General features: G+C 72.1%; 16 protein-coding genes and 2 pseudogenes. 15 read left to right on the top strand and 3 right to left on the bottom strand.

Translation table 11 applies throughout. The features are described from left to right. The 11 genes and pseudogenes from JM949_RS23575 to JM949_RS23535 form a co-directional block, all read left to right on the top strand. Positions 1-328 (top strand): hypothetical protein (locus JM949_RS23575; RefSeq protein WP_238433739.1); only part of this gene is annotated, 328 nt, incomplete at its 5' end. A 53-nt stretch (positions 329-381) separates the two neighbouring features. Further along, the gene (locus JM949_RS23570; protein WP_046564715.1) at positions 382-564 is read left to right on the top strand and encodes a hypothetical protein; all 183 of its coding nucleotides are present in this window, start codon (positions 382-384) and stop codon (positions 562-564) included. A 346-nt stretch (positions 565-910) separates the two neighbouring features. Continuing rightward, positions 911-1096: a thiazolylpeptide-type bacteriocin gene (locus tag JM949_RS23565; RefSeq protein WP_089021435.1), complete on the top strand. Its 186-nt coding sequence runs from the start codon at positions 911-913 to the stop codon at positions 1094-1096. A 122-nt stretch (positions 1097-1218) separates the two neighbouring features. After that, positions 1219-3147 (top strand): TOMM precursor leader peptide-binding protein, encoded by a 1929-nt coding sequence (locus JM949_RS23560; protein WP_203150507.1) that lies wholly within the window; start codon positions 1219-1221, stop codon positions 3145-3147. A 10-nt stretch (positions 3148-3157) separates the two neighbouring features. Further along, the gene (locus JM949_RS23555; protein ID WP_203150506.1) at positions 3158-4168 is read left to right on the top strand and encodes a SagB family peptide dehydrogenase; all 1011 of its coding nucleotides are present in this window, start codon (positions 3158-3160) and stop codon (positions 4166-4168) included. Further along, positions 4165-4755 (top strand): nitroreductase family protein, encoded by a 591-nt coding sequence (locus JM949_RS23550; protein ID WP_203150505.1) that lies wholly within the window; start codon positions 4165-4167, stop codon positions 4753-4755. The genes JM949_RS23555 and JM949_RS23550 overlap by 4 nt, the downstream gene beginning before the upstream one ends. A gap of 28 nt (positions 4756-4783) precedes the next feature. After that, positions 4784-5134 (top strand): hypothetical protein, encoded by a 351-nt coding sequence (locus tag JM949_RS23545; RefSeq protein ID WP_203150504.1) that lies wholly within the window; start codon positions 4784-4786, stop codon positions 5132-5134. Between the two features lie 4 nt (positions 5135-5138). Next, positions 5139-6713, top strand: a pseudogene (locus JM949_RS23540) (lantibiotic dehydratase); the annotation flags it as partial. 101 nt (positions 6714-6814) lie between these two features. After that, positions 6815-7504: a lantibiotic dehydratase gene (locus tag JM949_RS39910; RefSeq protein WP_407664808.1), complete on the top strand. Its 690-nt coding sequence runs from the start codon at positions 6815-6817 to the stop codon at positions 7502-7504. Between the two features lie 36 nt (positions 7505-7540). After that, a pseudogene (locus tag JM949_RS39905) lies at positions 7541-7681 on the top strand (thiopeptide-type bacteriocin biosynthesis protein); the annotation flags it as partial. 89 nt (positions 7682-7770) lie between these two features. Further along, a complete protein-coding gene (locus JM949_RS23535; RefSeq protein ID WP_203150503.1) occupies positions 7771-8586 on the top strand; it encodes a lantibiotic dehydratase C-terminal domain-containing protein in 816 nt (271 codons plus the stop codon). Between the two features lie 1294 nt (positions 8587-9880). On the opposite strand, the gene JM949_RS23530 is transcribed toward JM949_RS23535, so the two are convergent. After that, entirely contained in the window at positions 9881-10873 is a 993-nt protein-coding gene (locus JM949_RS23530) for an extracellular catalytic domain type 1 short-chain-length polyhydroxyalkanoate depolymerase (RefSeq protein ID WP_203150502.1), read from the bottom strand. Between the two features lie 215 nt (positions 10874-11088). On the opposite strand from JM949_RS23530, the gene JM949_RS23525 reads away from it, so the two are divergent. Further along, the gene (locus JM949_RS23525) at positions 11089-11250 is read left to right on the top strand and encodes a hypothetical protein (protein ID WP_203150501.1); all 162 of its coding nucleotides are present in this window, start codon (positions 11089-11091) and stop codon (positions 11248-11250) included. Between the two features lie 178 nt (positions 11251-11428). After that, positions 11429-13489, top strand: coding sequence for a cellulose binding domain-containing protein (locus JM949_RS23520; RefSeq protein WP_203150500.1), 2061 nt, complete (start codon positions 11429-11431; stop codon positions 13487-13489). A 68-nt stretch (positions 13490-13557) separates the two neighbouring features. Here JM949_RS23520 and JM949_RS23515 read toward each other — a convergent pair whose 3' ends face one another. Both JM949_RS23515 and JM949_RS23510 read right to left on the bottom strand, forming a co-directional pair. Beyond that, on the bottom strand, positions 13558-13713 hold the full coding sequence (locus JM949_RS23515) for a hypothetical protein (protein WP_203150499.1): 156 nt from the start codon (positions 13711-13713) through the stop codon (positions 13558-13560). Positions 13714-13984: 271 nt separating this feature from the next. Then, positions 13985-15004, bottom strand: a complete 1020-nt coding sequence (locus tag JM949_RS23510) for a hypothetical protein (RefSeq protein WP_238433736.1) — start codon at positions 15002-15004, stop codon at positions 13985-13987. Between the two features lie 489 nt (positions 15005-15493). Here JM949_RS23510 and JM949_RS23505 point away from each other — a divergent pair, with 489 nt between their 5' ends. Together JM949_RS23505 and JM949_RS23500 are read left to right on the top strand one after the other, a co-directional pair. After that, positions 15494-16294 carry a helix-turn-helix domain-containing protein gene (locus JM949_RS23505; RefSeq protein ID WP_203150498.1) on the top strand — a complete coding sequence of 267 codons (801 nt, stop codon included), beginning with the start codon at positions 15494-15496 and terminating at the stop codon, positions 16292-16294. Beyond that, a partial coding sequence (locus tag JM949_RS23500; protein WP_203150497.1) for a DUF397 domain-containing protein occupies positions 16285-16456 on the top strand: 172 nt, incomplete at its 3' end. The genes JM949_RS23505 and JM949_RS23500, both read left to right, overlap by 10 nt.

Genomic DNA, 16456 nt, shown 5'->3' with positions numbered 1-16456 from the left:
GGCTCGCCGGCGGGTTCGACGCCGCCACCGCCCGGCTCACCGCGGTCCGCGACCTGGTCGCCGGGTTCAGGTGCGGCACTTCGAGGGGGCCGACGCGGACCTCGGGGACCCGCTGCTCGCCGACCTCGACCCGGCCGCCATCACCGGCGGCGCCACCCACGCGGGCCCAACCGCCGAGGCCACCGACCGGGCAGCCGTGCTGGCCGCGCTCGCCCAACGGCGGATCAGCGCGTTGCTGGTCGAGACCACCACCCGCGACGTACGCGCCAGCGGGGCGTTCCGCAGCGGCGTGGTTCTGCTGCGCCGCCACGGCCAGCCGGCCGACTGAAGCCACCACACCAGTGGTCCGAACGAGGCACGCACCGGGAGAGGAGGTGAAACATGCCGATCACCCTCAACGACGAACTCCGCGAGCTGGAGACCGAGACCTTCGAGATCGAGGAGGTCGAGGACGGCGGCGAGGCGCTCGCCGCCACCAGCTCCAGCTGCTCCTGCTCAAGCTGCTGCAGTTGCAGCACGTCGAGCTGTTGCAGCACCAGCACCAGCACGTCCAGCTGCGGCTGACCGGGGTAACCGGGGGTTGAGCCCCGAACGCAGACGCAATCCAGTCACCCGGTGGGACGTCGCGTCCGAACGCACCAACCGCCGCCGGCCGACATCCGGCGAGTAGCCCCTGCGTGCCTCCGCTGGCTCCATCGTGGTGGTGCGGACGCAGACCCACCGAGGACTGGCGCTGACCGCGGCACTTGGAGAGACCGTGACCCGACCCCTGGCATCCGCCGCTCTGTCCCGATCGGTCCGTGGCGAGCCGCGCCACCCAGAGACCACCAGCTGACCCTTGGCGCCACCCGGCCGCTCCGGACGGCCGGACGGCGTCGAGGCCCGGGTATGCCCGAGGGGAGGTAGAGGAATGCCGGATCTGACTGAGGAACTCCGCGCGTTGGAAACGGAGACGTTCGAGATCGAGGACGTCGACGCGATCGACGCGATGGTCATGGACTGGTCCAGCTCCAGCTGTTCCTGCTCCAGCTGCTGCAGTTGCAGCACGTCCAGCTGCTGCAGCAGCAGCACGAGCACCGGATGCGGCGGCGGATAGCCGCCGCGACCGTCCCCGCCGGCGAGCCATGTCGGCGGGGAACCCCGGTCCCGACTCCCAGACCGCAGCGACCGCAGACAGGTGAACCGCATGATCGTCGACGTCCGGACCACCTCCACCGGGTGGGACAGCAGTCTCAAACAGCTCGGCGAGGCTTTCCACGAGCGACTCCAGGACCGGGCCGGCCGCCTCCGGACGAGCCGCCACCCGCCGGGCTGACCGTACGCATCGCCGCGCTGGGCCTCACCGACGCGTACGTCGACACCGGTGCGGGCCTGACCGGTGACGTGGTGCCGATCTGGCTGCACGGCGCGGTCGCGCTGGTCGGGCCCCGCTGGGCCGGGGCCACCGAACCCGGGCGGCTACCCGGGCCCTGTCCGCTCTGCGTCCAACGTCGCTGGCAGGCGATCCGGCTCCGGGACGAGCGGCACGCCCTGGAGCACGCCGCGCCGGTCGGGGTGGTGGGGCCCCTGCCGCACCTGACCCCGTTCGCCGTCGACGCGCTGTGGCAGCTGTTCCGGCAGGCCTGTCGCACCCAGACCGACCGCCCCGGCGTGGCCCGGCTGCACCAGCTGCGGATGGACACCCTGGAGAGCACTGTGGTGCAGGTGCTGGCGGACTCGGAATGCCCGGCCTGCGCCACCAGCCAGCCGGACACCGCCGAGGCGGCCGTGCCCACGCTCACCCGCCGGCCGAAGCCCGCCCCGACGTCCTACCGGCTGCGGGCGGCCGACGAACTGGACCTGCCGGTCGCGGCGCTGGCCAACCCGGTCGCCGGCGCGTTGGGCGGCAACGCGCTGCGGGCGTACAACGCCACCGCCACCGCGCCGGTGACCGGTTACTTCCGGGTCCGCAGCCGCTACGACCTGCACGAGATGTGGTGGAGCGGGCACGCCAACAGCTACGGCGGCAGCGAGACGTACGCGCTGCTGGAGGGCCTGGAGCGGTACGCCGGCCAGTTCCCGCGGACCAGGCGCACCGAGGTGTTCGACAGCTACGCCAACCTCGCCCCGGCGGCGCTCGACCCGTCCGGCCTGGGCTACCACCCGGCGTTCTACCAGGGTCACGGGCGCTACTACGCGCCGTACTCCCCGGACGAGCCGATGCACTGGGTGTGGGGGTGGTCGCTGCGCGACGAAGAGCCCCGCCTCGTCCCCGAACAACTCGTGTACTACCTGGATCGCCGCACCGACCAGCGCAAGTTCGTCCAGGAGTGCTCGAACGGCTGCGCCAGTGGCAGTTGCCCGGAGGAGGCGATGCTGCACGGCATGCTGGAACTTGTCGAACGGGACGCGTTCCTGCTCGCCTGGTACGGCCGGGCCCGGCTGGCCGAGATCGATCCGAGCACCTGCCGCGACGAGCGGGTGCACTTCATGCTCGACCGGGTCGACCTGCTCGGCTACGACGTCCGGCTCTTCGACACCCGTGCGGATCTGCCCATCCCGGTGGTCACGGCGGTCGCCGTCAAGCGCGGCGGCGGGCTCGGGCAGCTCTGCTTCGCCGCCGGGGCCAGCCTCGACCCGGACGACGCGGTGCGCGCGGCGCTCTGCGAGACCGCTTCCTACGTGCCCGGCTTCGACGAGCGGGTCGCCGCCAGCGAACCCGAGCTGCGGGAGATGATCCGCGACTACACCCGGGTCACCGAGCTGAGCCACCACGCCCTGCTCTACGGGCTGCCGGAGATGGCGCGGCACGCGGCGTTCCTCTTCGACGACCCACCGCTGCGGTCCATGTCCGAGCTGTACGGCGACTGGCTCGCCGTCCGGCCCGAGCACGACGACCTGCGCGCCGACATGTCGTACCTCGCCGGCCTGATCGCCGGCCTCGGCGGCGACGTCGTGGCGGTCGACCAGACCTGCCCCGAGCAGCTTGTGGCCGGGGTGCACACGACAGCCGTGGTGGCGCCGGCCCTGGTGCCGATCGATTTCGGTTGGCAGCGGCAACGGGTGCTCTGGAGTGAGCGCCTGGACCGGTTCCTGGCCCGGGGCCGACCCGGCCCGGACGGGCTCGGCGCCACCGGCCGCAACCCCCATCCCCATCCCTTCCCGTAGGAGCAGCGCCATGCAGCAGGAGGCCGTCGAGGTCGTCCGGGAGTACACCGAGGCGGTGTTCCGGCGGGCCCGAACCCCGATGGAGCCGCTCAACTACGAGGTGGACTGGGTCGACCAGCCGTCCCGGCACAAGAGTTACCCGGACGCCCCCCGATTGCCGCTGCCCGTCGCGGTGCCCGAGCTGCCGACCCTGCGTGACCTGCACACCGGCGCGCACCCGCCGCCGACCTCCGGGTGGTCGCTGACCAGCCTGGCCGCGCTGCTGCGCCTGTCGTACGGGGTGCTGGACCGGCGGTTGGCGGTCAACTGGAACCAGGACGTCGCCAAGCGGGCGCACTTCGAGCACGCGGTGTGGGGCCGGGGCACGGCGTCCGGCGGTGGGATGTATCCGGTGGAGCTGTACCTGGTGGCGGGGGCCGACGGGCCGCTGCTGCCCGGCGTCTACCACTACCACACCGGCGCGCACGTGCTGGAACGGCTGCTGGCCGGCGACCTCACCGGCAGTGTCCGCGCCGCCCTCGACGCCGACGCCGACGCCGGTGGCAGCTACCTGCTGGCCAGCATCCGGTTCTGGAAGAACTCGTTCAAGTACAACAGCTTCTGCTACCACGTGGTCACCCAGGACCTCGGCGCGCTGCTCGGCTCCTGGGACCTGCTGGCGCCGGCGCTGGGCGTACCAGTGCGGCGGTTGCTCTGCTTCGACCCGGCGCCGCTGGACCGGCTGCTCGACCTCGACGGCGACGCGGAGAGCGTCTTCGCTGTCGTACCCGTGGACTTCGGTGCCGGTGCGGCCCGCCCGGCGGCGGTGGAGGCCGAGGTGCGGGCCCGGTATCCCGCCTTCGAGCGGTCCCGGCGGGTCCGGGAGTTTCCCACGGTGACCGCAGTGCACCGCGCGGCGGCGGCCCGCACGGCCCCGCCCCGGACACCGTCGGCGACGCCGCGCCCCGGGACCTGCCCGGCGCACCGGTCTCCCTGCCCGCCGCGCAGCTCGACCGGCTGGACCGTCCATTGTCGACGGTGATCGGCGGGCGGAACAGCAGTTTCGGCCGGTTCCGCCGCCCGCCCGACCTGACCGCCGCCGAACTCGGCACCACCCTCGCGTTCGCCGCGGCCGGTCGCCGCTACCCGGCGGACGTCAAACGACAGGGCGGCGGGCCGGAGCTGACCCGGCTGTGGGTCTTCGCCAACCACGTGGACGGGCTGCCGGGCGGCAGCTACGCCTACTGCGAGCGGCGACACGCGCTGCTGCCGGCCGGCCCCGAGCCCGACGGTGGGATGGCCGCGTTCCTGCAACAGCAGTACTTCCTCACCAACTACACGATGGGCCAGGTCGGCGCGGTGCTGGCCATCTCCGGACGCCCCGACGCGGTCCTCGACGTGTTCGGGCCGCGTGGTTACCGGATCCTCAACGCCGAGGTCGGCACCGTCGCCCAGCGGGCCTACTGCGCGGCCAGCGCGCAGGACCTCGGCTGCGGCGCGGTCCTCGGCTTCGACAACGTCGCCATGAACACCGCCCTCGGGCTGGACGGCACCGACGAGCGCACAGTGCTCTTCCTCCTGCTCGGGCGACACCCGCAGACCAGCGCCGACGTGACGTACCGGCTGTGACGGCCCCGACCCGACAAAGGAGAGACCCGTGACGGTGTCCCTGCCCGCACGACCGGCGACCCCGATCTCCTGGCGGATGCCCGGGGTGTTCATGCTGCGCACCGCCGGACTGCCGATCGAGGTCGCCGACCGGCTCGCCTTCGACCGCAGCGCCGCCTGGGCCCGCCGGGTGCTGGACCTGGAGGACCGGCTCCGCAGCACCGGACGGGAGCTGGCCGACGCCCTGCAGAGCGCGGTGGCCCGGAACCTGACCGACGACGGGCTGCGGCAGCGGCTGATCCGGTTGCGCCGGGACGTCTTCAACCTCCGCGCGCCCCGCCCGCCCGACCCGGCCGCCTGGCCGTCGAGGCGCTGGGCGCTGGCACCCACCGGGAGCTGACCCGGTGGCTGGCGACCTTCGCGGCGTACCAGGCGGAGGTGGCCGCCGGCCCGACGCTCTTCGACGACGAGCTGGCGGGCGGCGGGCGGTGCTGCGAGCCCTCGCCGACGACCCCGACCTGCGCGGCGGCATCCTGCTCGCCTCGCCGTCGCTGGACTCCTACCTCGCCGGCTACGTCACCGGCAGCGGACCGCTCGGCAAGCGGGCCCGCCGCATCGAGCGGTCCCTGCTGGAGTACGCCTACCGCACCGCCGCGAAGACCAGCCCGTTCAGCCGACTGACCACTGTGAACGTGGGCACCTTCGAGGCGGGCTCCGGGGAACTGCTGCGGGTCGTGCCGGGCACCGACCAGACCGCGGCGGCGACGCGCGGCAGCGCCCGGCTCAACCTCGCCGCGCTGGGCCGGCTGTCGGCCATCGTCCTCGCCGACCAGACGCTCCGCGCCGACCTGCCGGTGACGCTGACCACCGGCTGGCGCATCGCCCACGGCCGGCTGCGCTACCTGCGCCGCCGCCGGACCAGCTCGGAGGACGGCGAGGCCGCCATCACCCTGGAGTCGATCCACGAGTCGCTGTTCGTGCTCCCCACCGGTCGGGTGCTGCACGACATCCTGGCCGCCCTCGACGGTGGCCGGGTACGCCGGATGGCCGACCTGGTCACCGAGCTGAGCACCGACGAGCGGCCCGCCGACGAGATCGCCCAGTACCTGCACCACCTGCTGCGGGTCGGTCTGCTGGTGGTGCCGAACCTGCAACTGGACATCCACGCCGACGACCCGGTCGAGGGTTACCGGGCCGCGCTGCGCCAGATCGGCAGGGACTGGTCCGACCGGCTCGCCGGGCGGGTGGCCAGGGCCAACCAGTTGGCCACCGGCTACCCGACGCGGGACGTGCCGGGCCGCCGCCGAGCGCTGAACGGGATCCGCGACGAACTCGTCGCCGCCCACGCCGACCTCGGCCGACCCGACATCCCGGCCCCGCGCACCCTGCTCTACGAGGACGCCACCCGGCACACCGACACCCCGGTCACCGCCGACCGGATCCGGTGGCAGCGGGAGATCCTGCCCGGCCTGCGGGCGCTCGCCCAGATCATGCCGGTGTTCGACATCAACCTGCCCCGCCGGCTGGCCACCAAGGGCTTCTTCCGGGCCCGCTACGGCGACGGCGGCCGCTGCGACGACCTGCTCACCTTCGCCCACGAGTTCCACCAGGACTTCTTCGAGCACTACAGCGGCCGGATGATGCGCCGCCGCCCGTTCGACGAGGACAACCGCTACGTCCGGCAGGAGAACTGGTTCCGGCAGGACGAGATCACCGCGCTCGACGACGCCCGCCTGGAGGTGGCCCGGCGGATGAACGAGGCGTACGACAGGCTGCCCGCCGACGCCGAGGAGCTGGTGCTCGACGACTCGTTCATGGCCGACGTCGCCGCCCTGGTGCCGCAGACGCTCGGCACGCTCGACCCGCGGTCCTTCTTCCTGCAGCTCGCCGACCAGGGCGACCGGCACCGGGTGGTGGTCAACCGGGTCTACTCCGGGATGACACTGCTCTTCTCCCGCTTCGCGCACCTCTTCGCCGAGCAGGACCTCGCCGGTGCGCTGCGCGCCGAACTGCTGCGGCTCCAGCCGCCCGGCGCGGTGCTCGCCGACTCAAGGGCGGGTACGACGCCACCAACCTCAACCTGCATCCCGCCGTCACCCCCTACGAACTGGTCTGCCCGGGGGAGATCAGCCACCGGCCGGCGGCCGAGCAGATCGGCATGGACGACCTCAGCGTCGAACACGATCCGGTCGGTGACCGGCTGCTGCTGCGCTCGCGGCGTCTCGACGCCGAGGTCATCCCGGTCTACCTCGGGTTCCTGCTGCCGATGGCGCTGCCGGAGGTGCAGCAGGTGCTGCTCACCTTCGCCTACCTCGGCATGGCCCAGCCCGACCTGTGGGCCGGCACGACAGTGCCGCTGCCCGGTCGGGGCATCGCCGGCTATCCGCGCATCGTGCACGGCGACCTGGTGCTGCAACGGCGGATGTGGAAGCTGCACCCGGACCACCTGCCGACCCGTACGCCGGAGCAGAGCGACGCCGGGTGGTTCCTGTCCTGGCAGCGGTGGCGGCGCGACAACGGGCTGCCGAGGCGGGTCTTCGCCACCCCGGAGGCAGCCGGCTCGTCCCGGCGGGCGCGGACGCCGGCGCCCAGCCCGCGAGCCGCCCGGACCACAAGCCGCTCTACGTGGACTTCGACAGCCACTTCTCGCTGCAACTGCTCGACGCGACGGTGCGTGGCGCCGGCAGTCGACTCGTGCTCACCGAGATGCTGCCGGGCCGGGACGAGCAGCTGGTGCACGGCGCCGCCGGCACGTACGTCACCGAGCTGACTGTCGAACTCAACGGGGTCCGAGACGGAGTGAACGATGACTGACTATCCTTCGCCGGTCGCCCACGGCTGGCTGAGCGTGCACGTCTTCTACGCCAGCAACGCCAACCCGATGCTCGTCGAGGGCGTCCGGCCACTCGTCGACGAGCTGCGCGCCGAGGGCCTGATCAGCCGGTACTTCTTCATCAAGTACTGGATGGAGGGGCCGCACGTGCGCCTGCGGGTGCTGCCCGCGCCCGGCGTCGACCCGGCGGTGGTCCGGCCCGGGTGGACGCGGCCATCGCGGCGTTCCTGGCCCGCCGGCCGGCCCTCTACGAGGTGGACAGCGCGGGCCTCGGTGACCTGTACAAGCAGATGTACCTCGCCGAGTACGGCCAGCAGCGGTGGGACGAGGAGTACGGCCCGGACGGCATCATGCCGATGCGGGCCAACAACAGCTTCCACCACATCCCGTACGAGCGGGAGTACGGCCGCTACGGCGGATCCGCCGGGATCGACCTCGCCGAGTGGCACTTCGAGCACTCCAGCGACGTGGTGCTCGACCTGCTGGCCACCACCAACGTGCACGTCCGGCCGGTGCTGCTCGGGCTCTCCGCCCAGCTCACCATGATGATGTGTGCCGTCTTCCTCGACGACGACCAGCGGATCGCCGGGTTCCTCGACGAGTACCGCAGGTTCTGGGAGGTCTCCTACTCGGAGCCCAGCGACGACTACCACGCCAGCTTCGACACCAGCTACCGGAGGATGGACGCGGCGCTGCGCGGCCGGCTCGCCGACATCCGCGCCGCGGCCCGCGACCGGTCGGCCGCCCGGCTGGGTGGTGTCGAGGGTCGCTGGTTGACGCACTGCGCCGCGCTGCGGGAGCGGGTGGTGGCTCTCGCCGAGGGCGGTGAGCTGCTCTTCCAACGCGGCGGCGGCGAACCCACGCCGGTCGTGGACCTGGACGCCGCGCTGCCCATCCTGCTCAGCTCGTACGTGCACATGACCAACAACCGGCTCGGGGTGAGCATCCTGGACGAGATCTACCTGTCGTACCTGATCCGCGCCGCAGTGCTCGACGAGGCCCCGGCCGGCGCGCGATGACCACCGTCGACGCGACCTGGGCCCGCCCCCGACTGCGCGACGGGGTGGCGCTCGGCCCCGGGCAGTGGCGGGGGGAGAAGCTCGTGCACCACGTCCGGGACGCCGAGACCGGCTGGTTCTACCGGGTTGGTCCACGGGAGCACTTCCTGCTCTCCCGGATGGACGGCACCCGCTCCCTCGACGACATCGCCGCCGAGTACGCCGCTACCTACCAGCGGCGGCTCGGGCCGGAGAACTGGCAGCAGCTCTTCGGCATGCTGCACCGCCGGCAACTGCTCGACGGGGCCACCGACCCGGAGACGATCGCCCGGCTGACCGCGTCCGCCGCCGAGGGCGCGGCGAAGGCCCGGCGCGGACCACTGTCCGCCCGGTGGCCGCTCTTCGACCCGGACGCGCTCTTCACCCGGGTGCTTCCCCGGGTCGGAGCGCTGTTCAGCTGGTGGTTCCTGGTGCCCGCCCTGTTGGCCGTGCTCGCCGTGACCGGGTACGTGCTGACGCACCTGCCGGGCCTGCTGGCCGGGGTGGGTGGCGGGCACCGTCCGCTCGCCGCGATCCTGGCCGCCGTGGTGATCACCTGGCTGATCGTCTTCCTGCACGAGTGCGCGCACGGGCTGACCTGCCGACACTTCGGGGGGCGGGTCAGTGAGATCGGGGTGATGTGGCGGTTTCCGCTGCTGGCGCCGTACTGCAAGGTCGACGACATCGTGCTGTTCACCCCCCGGCGTCGGGTGGCCACCGCGTTCGCCGGCGTCTTCGTCAGCATGCTGGCCCTGGTGCCGTTCGCCGCGATCCGGGTCTGGGGCGGGCCCGGCGCGCTGTACGACCTGTCCGGGACGATGCTGCTGTTCGGCACCGCGACCGCCGGGCTCAACCTGGTGCCGTTCCTGCGGCTGGACGGCTACCACATGCTGAGTCACGCGCTCAACCTCGCCGACCTGCGGGCCGACACGTACCGCTTCTGGGGTCGGCTGCTGCGCGGCGGCCGGGGCGCGACCGCCGGCTACCGCCGACGGGAACGGCTGATCTACACCGGGTACGGCGTGGCGTCGGCGGTGTTCGCGGTGACCATGCTGACCTTGCTGGTCCGGTTCTGGTACGACTCGTTGACCCGCTGGATCGGGCCCGGCTGGGCGGTCACCGTGCTGGTCGCCGAGGCGGTGCTGCTGCTGGCGCTCGCCGGTCGGCTGGCCCGCCGTCGACGTGCCGCGGCAGCCGGCGACGACTCAGGGGCGGGGGCCGTGGCCGGCCCGCGCCCTGAGTCGAGCCGCGTCGGGCGGCTCGGGCGTTCACCGGCTCAGCCGCGGGCCCACTTCTGGCTGTTTCCGCCGGTGCAGATGGAGAGCACCACCTGGGTGCCGTTGGCGGTGCCGGCGGCACTGGGGGAGAGGCACAGGCCGGACTGCACTCCGGTGATCGTGCCATCGGAGTTGACGTTCCACTGTTGGTTGGCGCCACCGCCGCAGGTCCAGATGATCACGCAGCGGGTGCGGGTGGCGCTGGCCTGCGGCGAGTCGGTGTAGCTGGGGGTCGGTGAGACGCCGTGGATGTTGGTCCACTGCTTGATCTGCTCACCGAAGTTGACGTAGCTCAGCGTGGTGTCCGTGGTGCCGTGCCAGGTCTGCACCCGGGGACGCTTCCCGGTGTAGCCGGGGTAGGCGTTGCGGACCAGGTCACCCCACTGCTGTGCGGTCTTCACGATCCGCCCGCCGGAGCACTCGCTGTTCCACTCCGAGCCGTTGGTGGTGGCGAAGCAGCCGAACGGGACCCCGGAGGAGCTGAACCCGGCGTGGAACAGGTCCGGGTAGAGGCCGAGCATGACGTTCGTCATCATGGCGCCGGAGGAGAACCCGCCCACGCCGATCCGGTTCGCGTCGACCGGGTAGCGGCTCCGGACGTAGTCGACCATGGACTTGAGCCCGATCGGGTCGCTGCCACCGTCGCGCCGGAGTGCCTGCGGCGAGGAGGCGTCCCAGCACTTGCTGCTCCGGGTCACCGACGGGTAGATCACGATGAAGCCGTAGCGGTCGGCGAGCTGGCTGAGCCCGAAGCCGGAGTGCACCGCCGGGCCGCTGCCGGTGCAGTAGTGCAGCGCGAGGAGCAGCGCGGGCTGGGCCGCGACCCGGTCCGGCACGTACAGGTGCATCTGAAGGTTTGTCGGGTTGGTGCCGAAGTTGGTGACCTGGGTGAGCGTCGCGGCCGACGCCGGGGTGGCGGCCGTTACCACTGCCGTCATCGTCGCCAGGGCGGTCGCCATCGCGGCGGCCAGCAGTGCGATCCTTCGTCTCATCGAGCGGATCCTCTTGTCCTGAGTGGTGGACTCGGAGGCGCGCCTCGCATCGACTGTGAGCGATAACATTCCGTTCGTCAAGCCGTAACGTGCGCACCTTTCCCTCTGTGGGACAGGGGTGCCACAATGGCGGTGGCGCTCTGGTGGTCACCGCCGAGCCCGGGGGAGGGCCTTCCGCAGGAAGCGGACGGTGGGCACGAACCCGGAGGCCGCTCATGGACCTTGCGCCAGACGTCAACGCCATCTCCAGCCTGGTCGACCTGCTGGGCGCCGCGCTCCAACTGGCCGCCGCGGTCCTCACGCTGGTGGCCGCCGCAGCGGTCCGCGGTCAGCGCGGTGGTCGTCGTGGCGGCCGGAACGAGGGCGACGACGCGTGACGCCCTTGAAGACCCGATCCGCCCATGACATTCTTGGGCGTCGATGACCAGCCGCGCGTGGGGCTGACGCCCGTCCAGTGGGCAGCCAGGGTCCGGTACGGACCCGGGGGGACGGTGACCCGAGCGACGAGCCGTGAGAGCGGTGCGTCCACCCATCCCCGGTGAGGAACCCCCGCCCATGCAGATCAAGAAGAGACGCGGCTCCCTGCTGGCGAGCCTGGTGCTCGCCGCAACCGCGTTGTCCGGCCTCAACCCCCCGACCGCCGGCGCGGCCCCCGACCCGGTCACGGTGACCGTCAACGCCCGCGCGGCGATGGCGACCGTGCCCGACACCGCGCTCGGCGTCAACCACGCCATCTGGGACCAGCACCTGGGCAGCGCCGAGACGTCGGACCTGCTGCGCGACGCAGGTGTGCGGATGATGCGCTACCCCGGCGGCTCCTACGCCGACATCTACCACTGGCGGGACCACACCGCGCCCGGCGGCTACGTCGCCCCGGGAACCGACTTCGACACCTTCATGGCGGCGGTCCGGCGGGCCGGCGCGGAACCCATGATCATCGCGAACTACGGCACCGGCACCCCGGCCGAGGCCGCGGACTGGGTGCGGTACGCCAACGTCACCAAGGGCTACGGCGCGCGGTACTGGACGGTCGGCAACGAGAACTACGGCAACGGCCACTACGGGTCCGCGTGGGAGGCGGACGACCACCCGGACAAGAGCGCCACGCAGTACGCGCGGCTGGTCGTCGAGTACGCCGACGCGATGAAGGCGGTCGACCCGAGCATCAAGGTCGGCGCGGTGCTGACCATGCCGGGCAACTGGCCGGACGGGATCACCGCCGGCAGCGACCCGGGTCCGTGGAACCAGACAGTGCTTTCCATCGCCGGTCCGAAGATCGACTTCGTGGACGTGCACTGGTACCCGGGCGGCACCGCCGCCGAGTCGCTGGCCCGCGTCAACCACATCCCCGACGCCACCTACCTGCTGCGCCAGCAGCTCAGCCGGTACGCCGGCGCGAACGCCGACCGGATCGGCATCAGCTTCACCGAGCTGAACGTCGACGCCGGACGCAACACCCAGCCGGCGGCGCTCTTCCTGGCCGACGCGTACAGCACGCTGCTGGCCAACGGTGTCTTCACCGCGCACTGGTGGAACGTGCACAACGGGATCGGCGCGGTGTCCCAGGTCGCCGGGCAGACCGACTACAACGACTTCGGCATGCTCTCCAGCGGCACCTGCACCGAGGACGGCGCGGTCTGCGAACCGCCGCTGAACACGCCCTTCGCGCCGTACCACGCGTTGAGCATGATGAAGCTCTTCGCGACGCCCGGCGACCAGTTCGTCCGGGCCGGCACCGACGAACCCCTGGTCACCGCGCACGCCGTCCGCCGGGGCAACGGTGACCTCGCCGTGCTGCTGGTGAACAAGGACCCGGACAACGCCCACCAGGTGGCCATCGACTACGCCGGGTTCACCCCGTCGGCCGCCGCGCCGACGGTCGCCACCCTCAGCAACGGGGCCACCGGCATCGCCACCAGCCAGTCCGGCTCGGCGACCAGCCGGACGCTGCCGGCGTACTCGTTGACCACGCTCGTGCTGCACCCGTCCGGCGCGACCGCCGGAGCGCCCACGGCACCCGGCCAGCCCACCGCGAGCGGCGTCACCGACCGCGCCGCGACGATCACCTGGCCGGCGGCCACCCCGGGCCGCAGCCCGATCGCCAAGTACGAGGTGCACCGGCAGAACGGCGCGGTCAGCGAGCAGCTCGGTGAGACGACGACCACCTCGTTCACGGTCGGCAACCTCGTGCCGGGCAGCAGGTACACCGTCAACATGCTGGCCCGGGACAGCGCCGGACGGGTCTCCTGGGCCTCCCCACCGCTCACCTTCGCCACCGGGAGCCCGACCGAAAGCACCTGCACCGTCCGCTTCACCGCCGCCAACGACTGGGGCAACGGCTACATCGGTGGCGTGGAGATCACCAACACCGGGACGCGCCCGCTCACCGGCTGGACGCTCACCTGGACCTGGCCCACCGGCTGGCAGCAGGTGAGCAGCGGCTGGAGCGCCACCTGGGAGCAGGACGGCACCGCCGTCAAGGTCACCCCCACCGACGACAACCGGCAGATCGCCGTCGGCGGGACGGTGAGCGCCGGCTTCGTCGGCGCGTACAGCGGGCCGAACGTGCTGCCCACCGCGTTCACCCTCAACGGCGTCGTCTGCGCCACCGGCTGACGCCAGCGCGGCTGGCCCGTGCCCCGGGCCAGCCGGCGGCCCGCTCAGCCGGTCTGGCGGCGGCCCGCTCAGCCGGTCTGGCGGACGGTGACGGTGGCCGAGCCGGTCTCGTCCGCCCACGGGTCGAGCACGAGAACGTACCCGCCGCTCTTCGGCAGTGGGCCCACCTCGAACCGCCCGACGCCGCCGATGACGCAGCCACCGCCCACCGGGTCGCCGTCCAAGCCCGCTGACCGTCAGGATCCCGCACCGGTCCGGGACGCTCGCTGAGGACACCTCGACGGTGAGGCGTCTACCGGCGTCGGCGGCGAACCGTAGCCGGCTCACCGCGCCCGGCCTGCTGACCGACACCGTGCTCGCCCGACCGTCCGAAGCCCGAGGTTGCGCTGCGATCGGACACCCCGAACGGCCCCTCGTCGTCGACGTGGCACGGCTACGCGCCGCGCGGTTGAGCCCCGGCGCTGCAGCGTGTCGCCCCGGCGGTCGGCGCGGTGTTCAGATCTTGGACAGTTTCCGTTGGCAGCTAACGGAAACTGTCCAAGATTCACGTCTGTGCTGGTCGACGGATGGGGCGGGGGGTCCAGCCGGCGGCGACGAGGGCGCGGCGGACGGTGTCGGCGACCTCCTCCGGGCGGGTACGGACCAGCCAGGCCGGAAAGCGCAGGATCCGGTCGCCACTGGTCCAGACGTCGTTCTGCCGACGCATGTCGCCGCCCACTGCCGGGCGTCCATGTGGTGCGCGCCGTCGATCTCCACCTGCACCCGCCACTCCCGCCAGTACGCGTCCAGCCAGCGGTTGCGACCCGCCGCGTCGACGCGGTGCTCCTGAAGATCGGGTACGGGCAGCCGGTGCAGTCGGCACAGCCGGACAAAGTCGATCTCGGAGAGCGCCTGCGCGCCGCCCGCGATGTCGCCGATCGCTTGCCCGATCAGGTGCCGGCGCGGTGCCCGGGGCAGGACGTCGAGCACCGCCCGCAACTCCTCCGGCAGCACCCGGCGCTGCTGGCAACCGGCCGCCAGCAGCCCCTGCGCCTCGTCCACACCGACCGCCCACCCGGCCGCGTCAACCAGCGCCCTGGCCGTCGTGGTGCGCGGCGGCCGGGCGAGTTGCCGGTGCGAATCCGGCAACACCGACGTGCGATGCACCAGCACCGCGGGCATGTCGATCGGGAGGTTACGCAGCGTCGTCCGCGCCGCCCTGCGGGCCGCCGGTACCAGCACGTGCAGCGGCTCCCGACGCAGACCGCGCACCCCGGCTTCGGCGGCGGCAGTCACCCCGGCCAGCATCGACCCCGGTCCGGCGACCAGCACCGCCACCCACAGTTGCTGGTCACGGGTGAGCCGGCCGTTGCCAGTCAGCACGACGCCTCGGCAGATCGACCGCCATCGTCCCGAGCGAATCCGGCCCCGTACCGCCCCCTCGCTGAGTAGGCCGGACACCTGCGCGGTGGTCAGAACGCCCGCCTGCTCGAAGGCGAGCCAGTCGAGCGCGTCGGCGTCATCGGCGGGCAGCATCCCGAAAAGCTCTCACTCGGACCCACAACCATGCCACCAGATCTTGGACAGTTCCGGTGACCCCGGTCGCCCGCTGGCCTACTGGCGTGCGTGCCTTTCTCGTCAGCCCATCCGGCTGCCCGCATGCCGCTTTGCGGCGCTCCCGCTCCAGCAGGTCGAGGATTCGGCGCTTGTCCGCTGTCCCTGTCGCTGCACCCCTCGCAGTCGCGCCGAATCAGGGGCGCGCTCTCTAGATCTTGGACAGTTTCCGTTAGCAGCTAACGGAAACTGTCCAAGATCTGCTCAGATTCGGGGAGCGGGGTGGGTTGGCCCGTGAGACACCGGCACCGGTGCGAACGCCACCGCCTGGCGGGATCTGCCACAGGGCCGCGCCGTTCGTGACGTTCTGTTGTGGAGGGAACTACGCTCGGCAGGTGTTCGCCGGTTCGGCGACACGATCGACGCCGGGTGGCGGGGTCGATCGTTGATCTTCCGGTTTGGGAGCACTGAATGGCCGATCTGCCACATCCGCTCGCCGCGTTCATCGTGGGCGAGATCCGGCGCGCCCGAGGGACCTCCGGGATGACCCAGGAGGCTTTCGGCCGGGGCGCGGGCTTCAGCGCCTCACACGTCAGCGCCGTGGAGAGCGAGACGCGGGCGTTGACGATGGACTTCATCAAGGGCGCCGACCGGGCGTTCAAGAACGGCGGGCTGTTCGAGCGCATGGTGGGCAAGCTCGGCGCCCCGGCCTGGTTCCTGCCGTGGCTCGACGCCGAGCGTACGGCGACGCAACTCAGGTCCTGGCAGCCGTCCCTGGTGCCCGGTCTGCTACAGACCGAGAACTACGCCCGAGCCGTCATCCGCTGCAACGAGACGCTGAGCGACGACGAGGTGGAGAAGCGGCTCGCCCACCGGATCGACCGGCAGGCGATCCTCACGAAGACGCCCGCCCCGCACGTCGTCGCGGTCATCGCCGAGGCGGTGTTCCGCCGCGCCACCGCTGACTTCCGCGACATCATGGCGGGGCAGGTCAAGCAGTTGACCGCGCTGGCGGAGCAGCCGAACGTCAGTGTGCACGTGCTGCCGGACGAGGTCAGCATGCACGTCGGCCTGACCGGGCCGTTCAGCCTGGCGCGCCTGCCCGACCACAAGTGGGTGGCCGAGATGGAGAACCAGCTCGGCGGGGTCGTCGTGGATCGGGACGACGACGTGGATACGCTCATGTCGCGGTGGGAGATGGTGCGCAGCGAGGCGCTGCCCCGCCGCCAGTCACTGGATCTGATGAAGGAAGTGGTGACGTCATGGACCTGATCGGCGCTGTCTGGCGCACGTCCACCCGCAGTGGCTCCGGCGGCGGCAACTGTGTCGAGGTCGCCGACAATCTGCCCGGCGTCGTCGGCGTGCCGCGACTCCAAGGACCCGACCGGGCCGGCCCTGCGCTCGCGCCGGCGTCCTGGCGGGCGTTCGCTCGCC

The sequence above is a fragment of the Micromonospora tarensis genome, assembly GCF_016803395.1.
GTDB classification, from domain to species: Bacteria; Actinomycetota; Actinomycetes; order Mycobacteriales; family Micromonosporaceae; genus Micromonospora; species Micromonospora tarensis.
The sequence above is the reverse complement of the archived record's forward strand: the minus strand, read 5'-3'. Positions and strand labels throughout refer to the sequence as shown.

Bases quoted from the DNA above. Each gene is read 5' to 3' on its own strand.
- JM949_RS23570 (WP_046564715.1), top strand. From the start codon at position 382: ATGCCGATCACCCTCAACGACGAACTCCGCGAGCTGGAGACCGAGACC.
- JM949_RS23565 (WP_089021435.1), top strand. From the start codon at position 911: ATGCCGGATCTGACTGAGGAACTCCGCGCGTTGGAAACGGAGACGTTC.
- JM949_RS23555 (WP_203150506.1), top strand. From the start codon at position 3,158: ATGCAGCAGGAGGCCGTCGAGGTCGTCCGGGAGTACACCGAGGCGGTG.
- JM949_RS23530 (WP_203150502.1), bottom strand. From the start codon at position 10,873: ATGAGACGAAGGATCGCACTGCTGGCCGCCGCGATGGCGACCGCCCTG.
- JM949_RS23525 (WP_203150501.1), top strand. From the start codon at position 11,089: ATGGACCTTGCGCCAGACGTCAACGCCATCTCCAGCCTGGTCGACCTG.
- JM949_RS23520 (WP_203150500.1), top strand. From the start codon at position 11,429: ATGCAGATCAAGAAGAGACGCGGCTCCCTGCTGGCGAGCCTGGTGCTC.
- JM949_RS23510 (WP_238433736.1), bottom strand. From the start codon at position 15,004: ATGCTGCCCGCCGATGACGCCGACGCGCTCGACTGGCTCGCCTTCGAG.
- JM949_RS23505 (WP_203150498.1), top strand. From the start codon at position 15,494: ATGGCCGATCTGCCACATCCGCTCGCCGCGTTCATCGTGGGCGAGATC.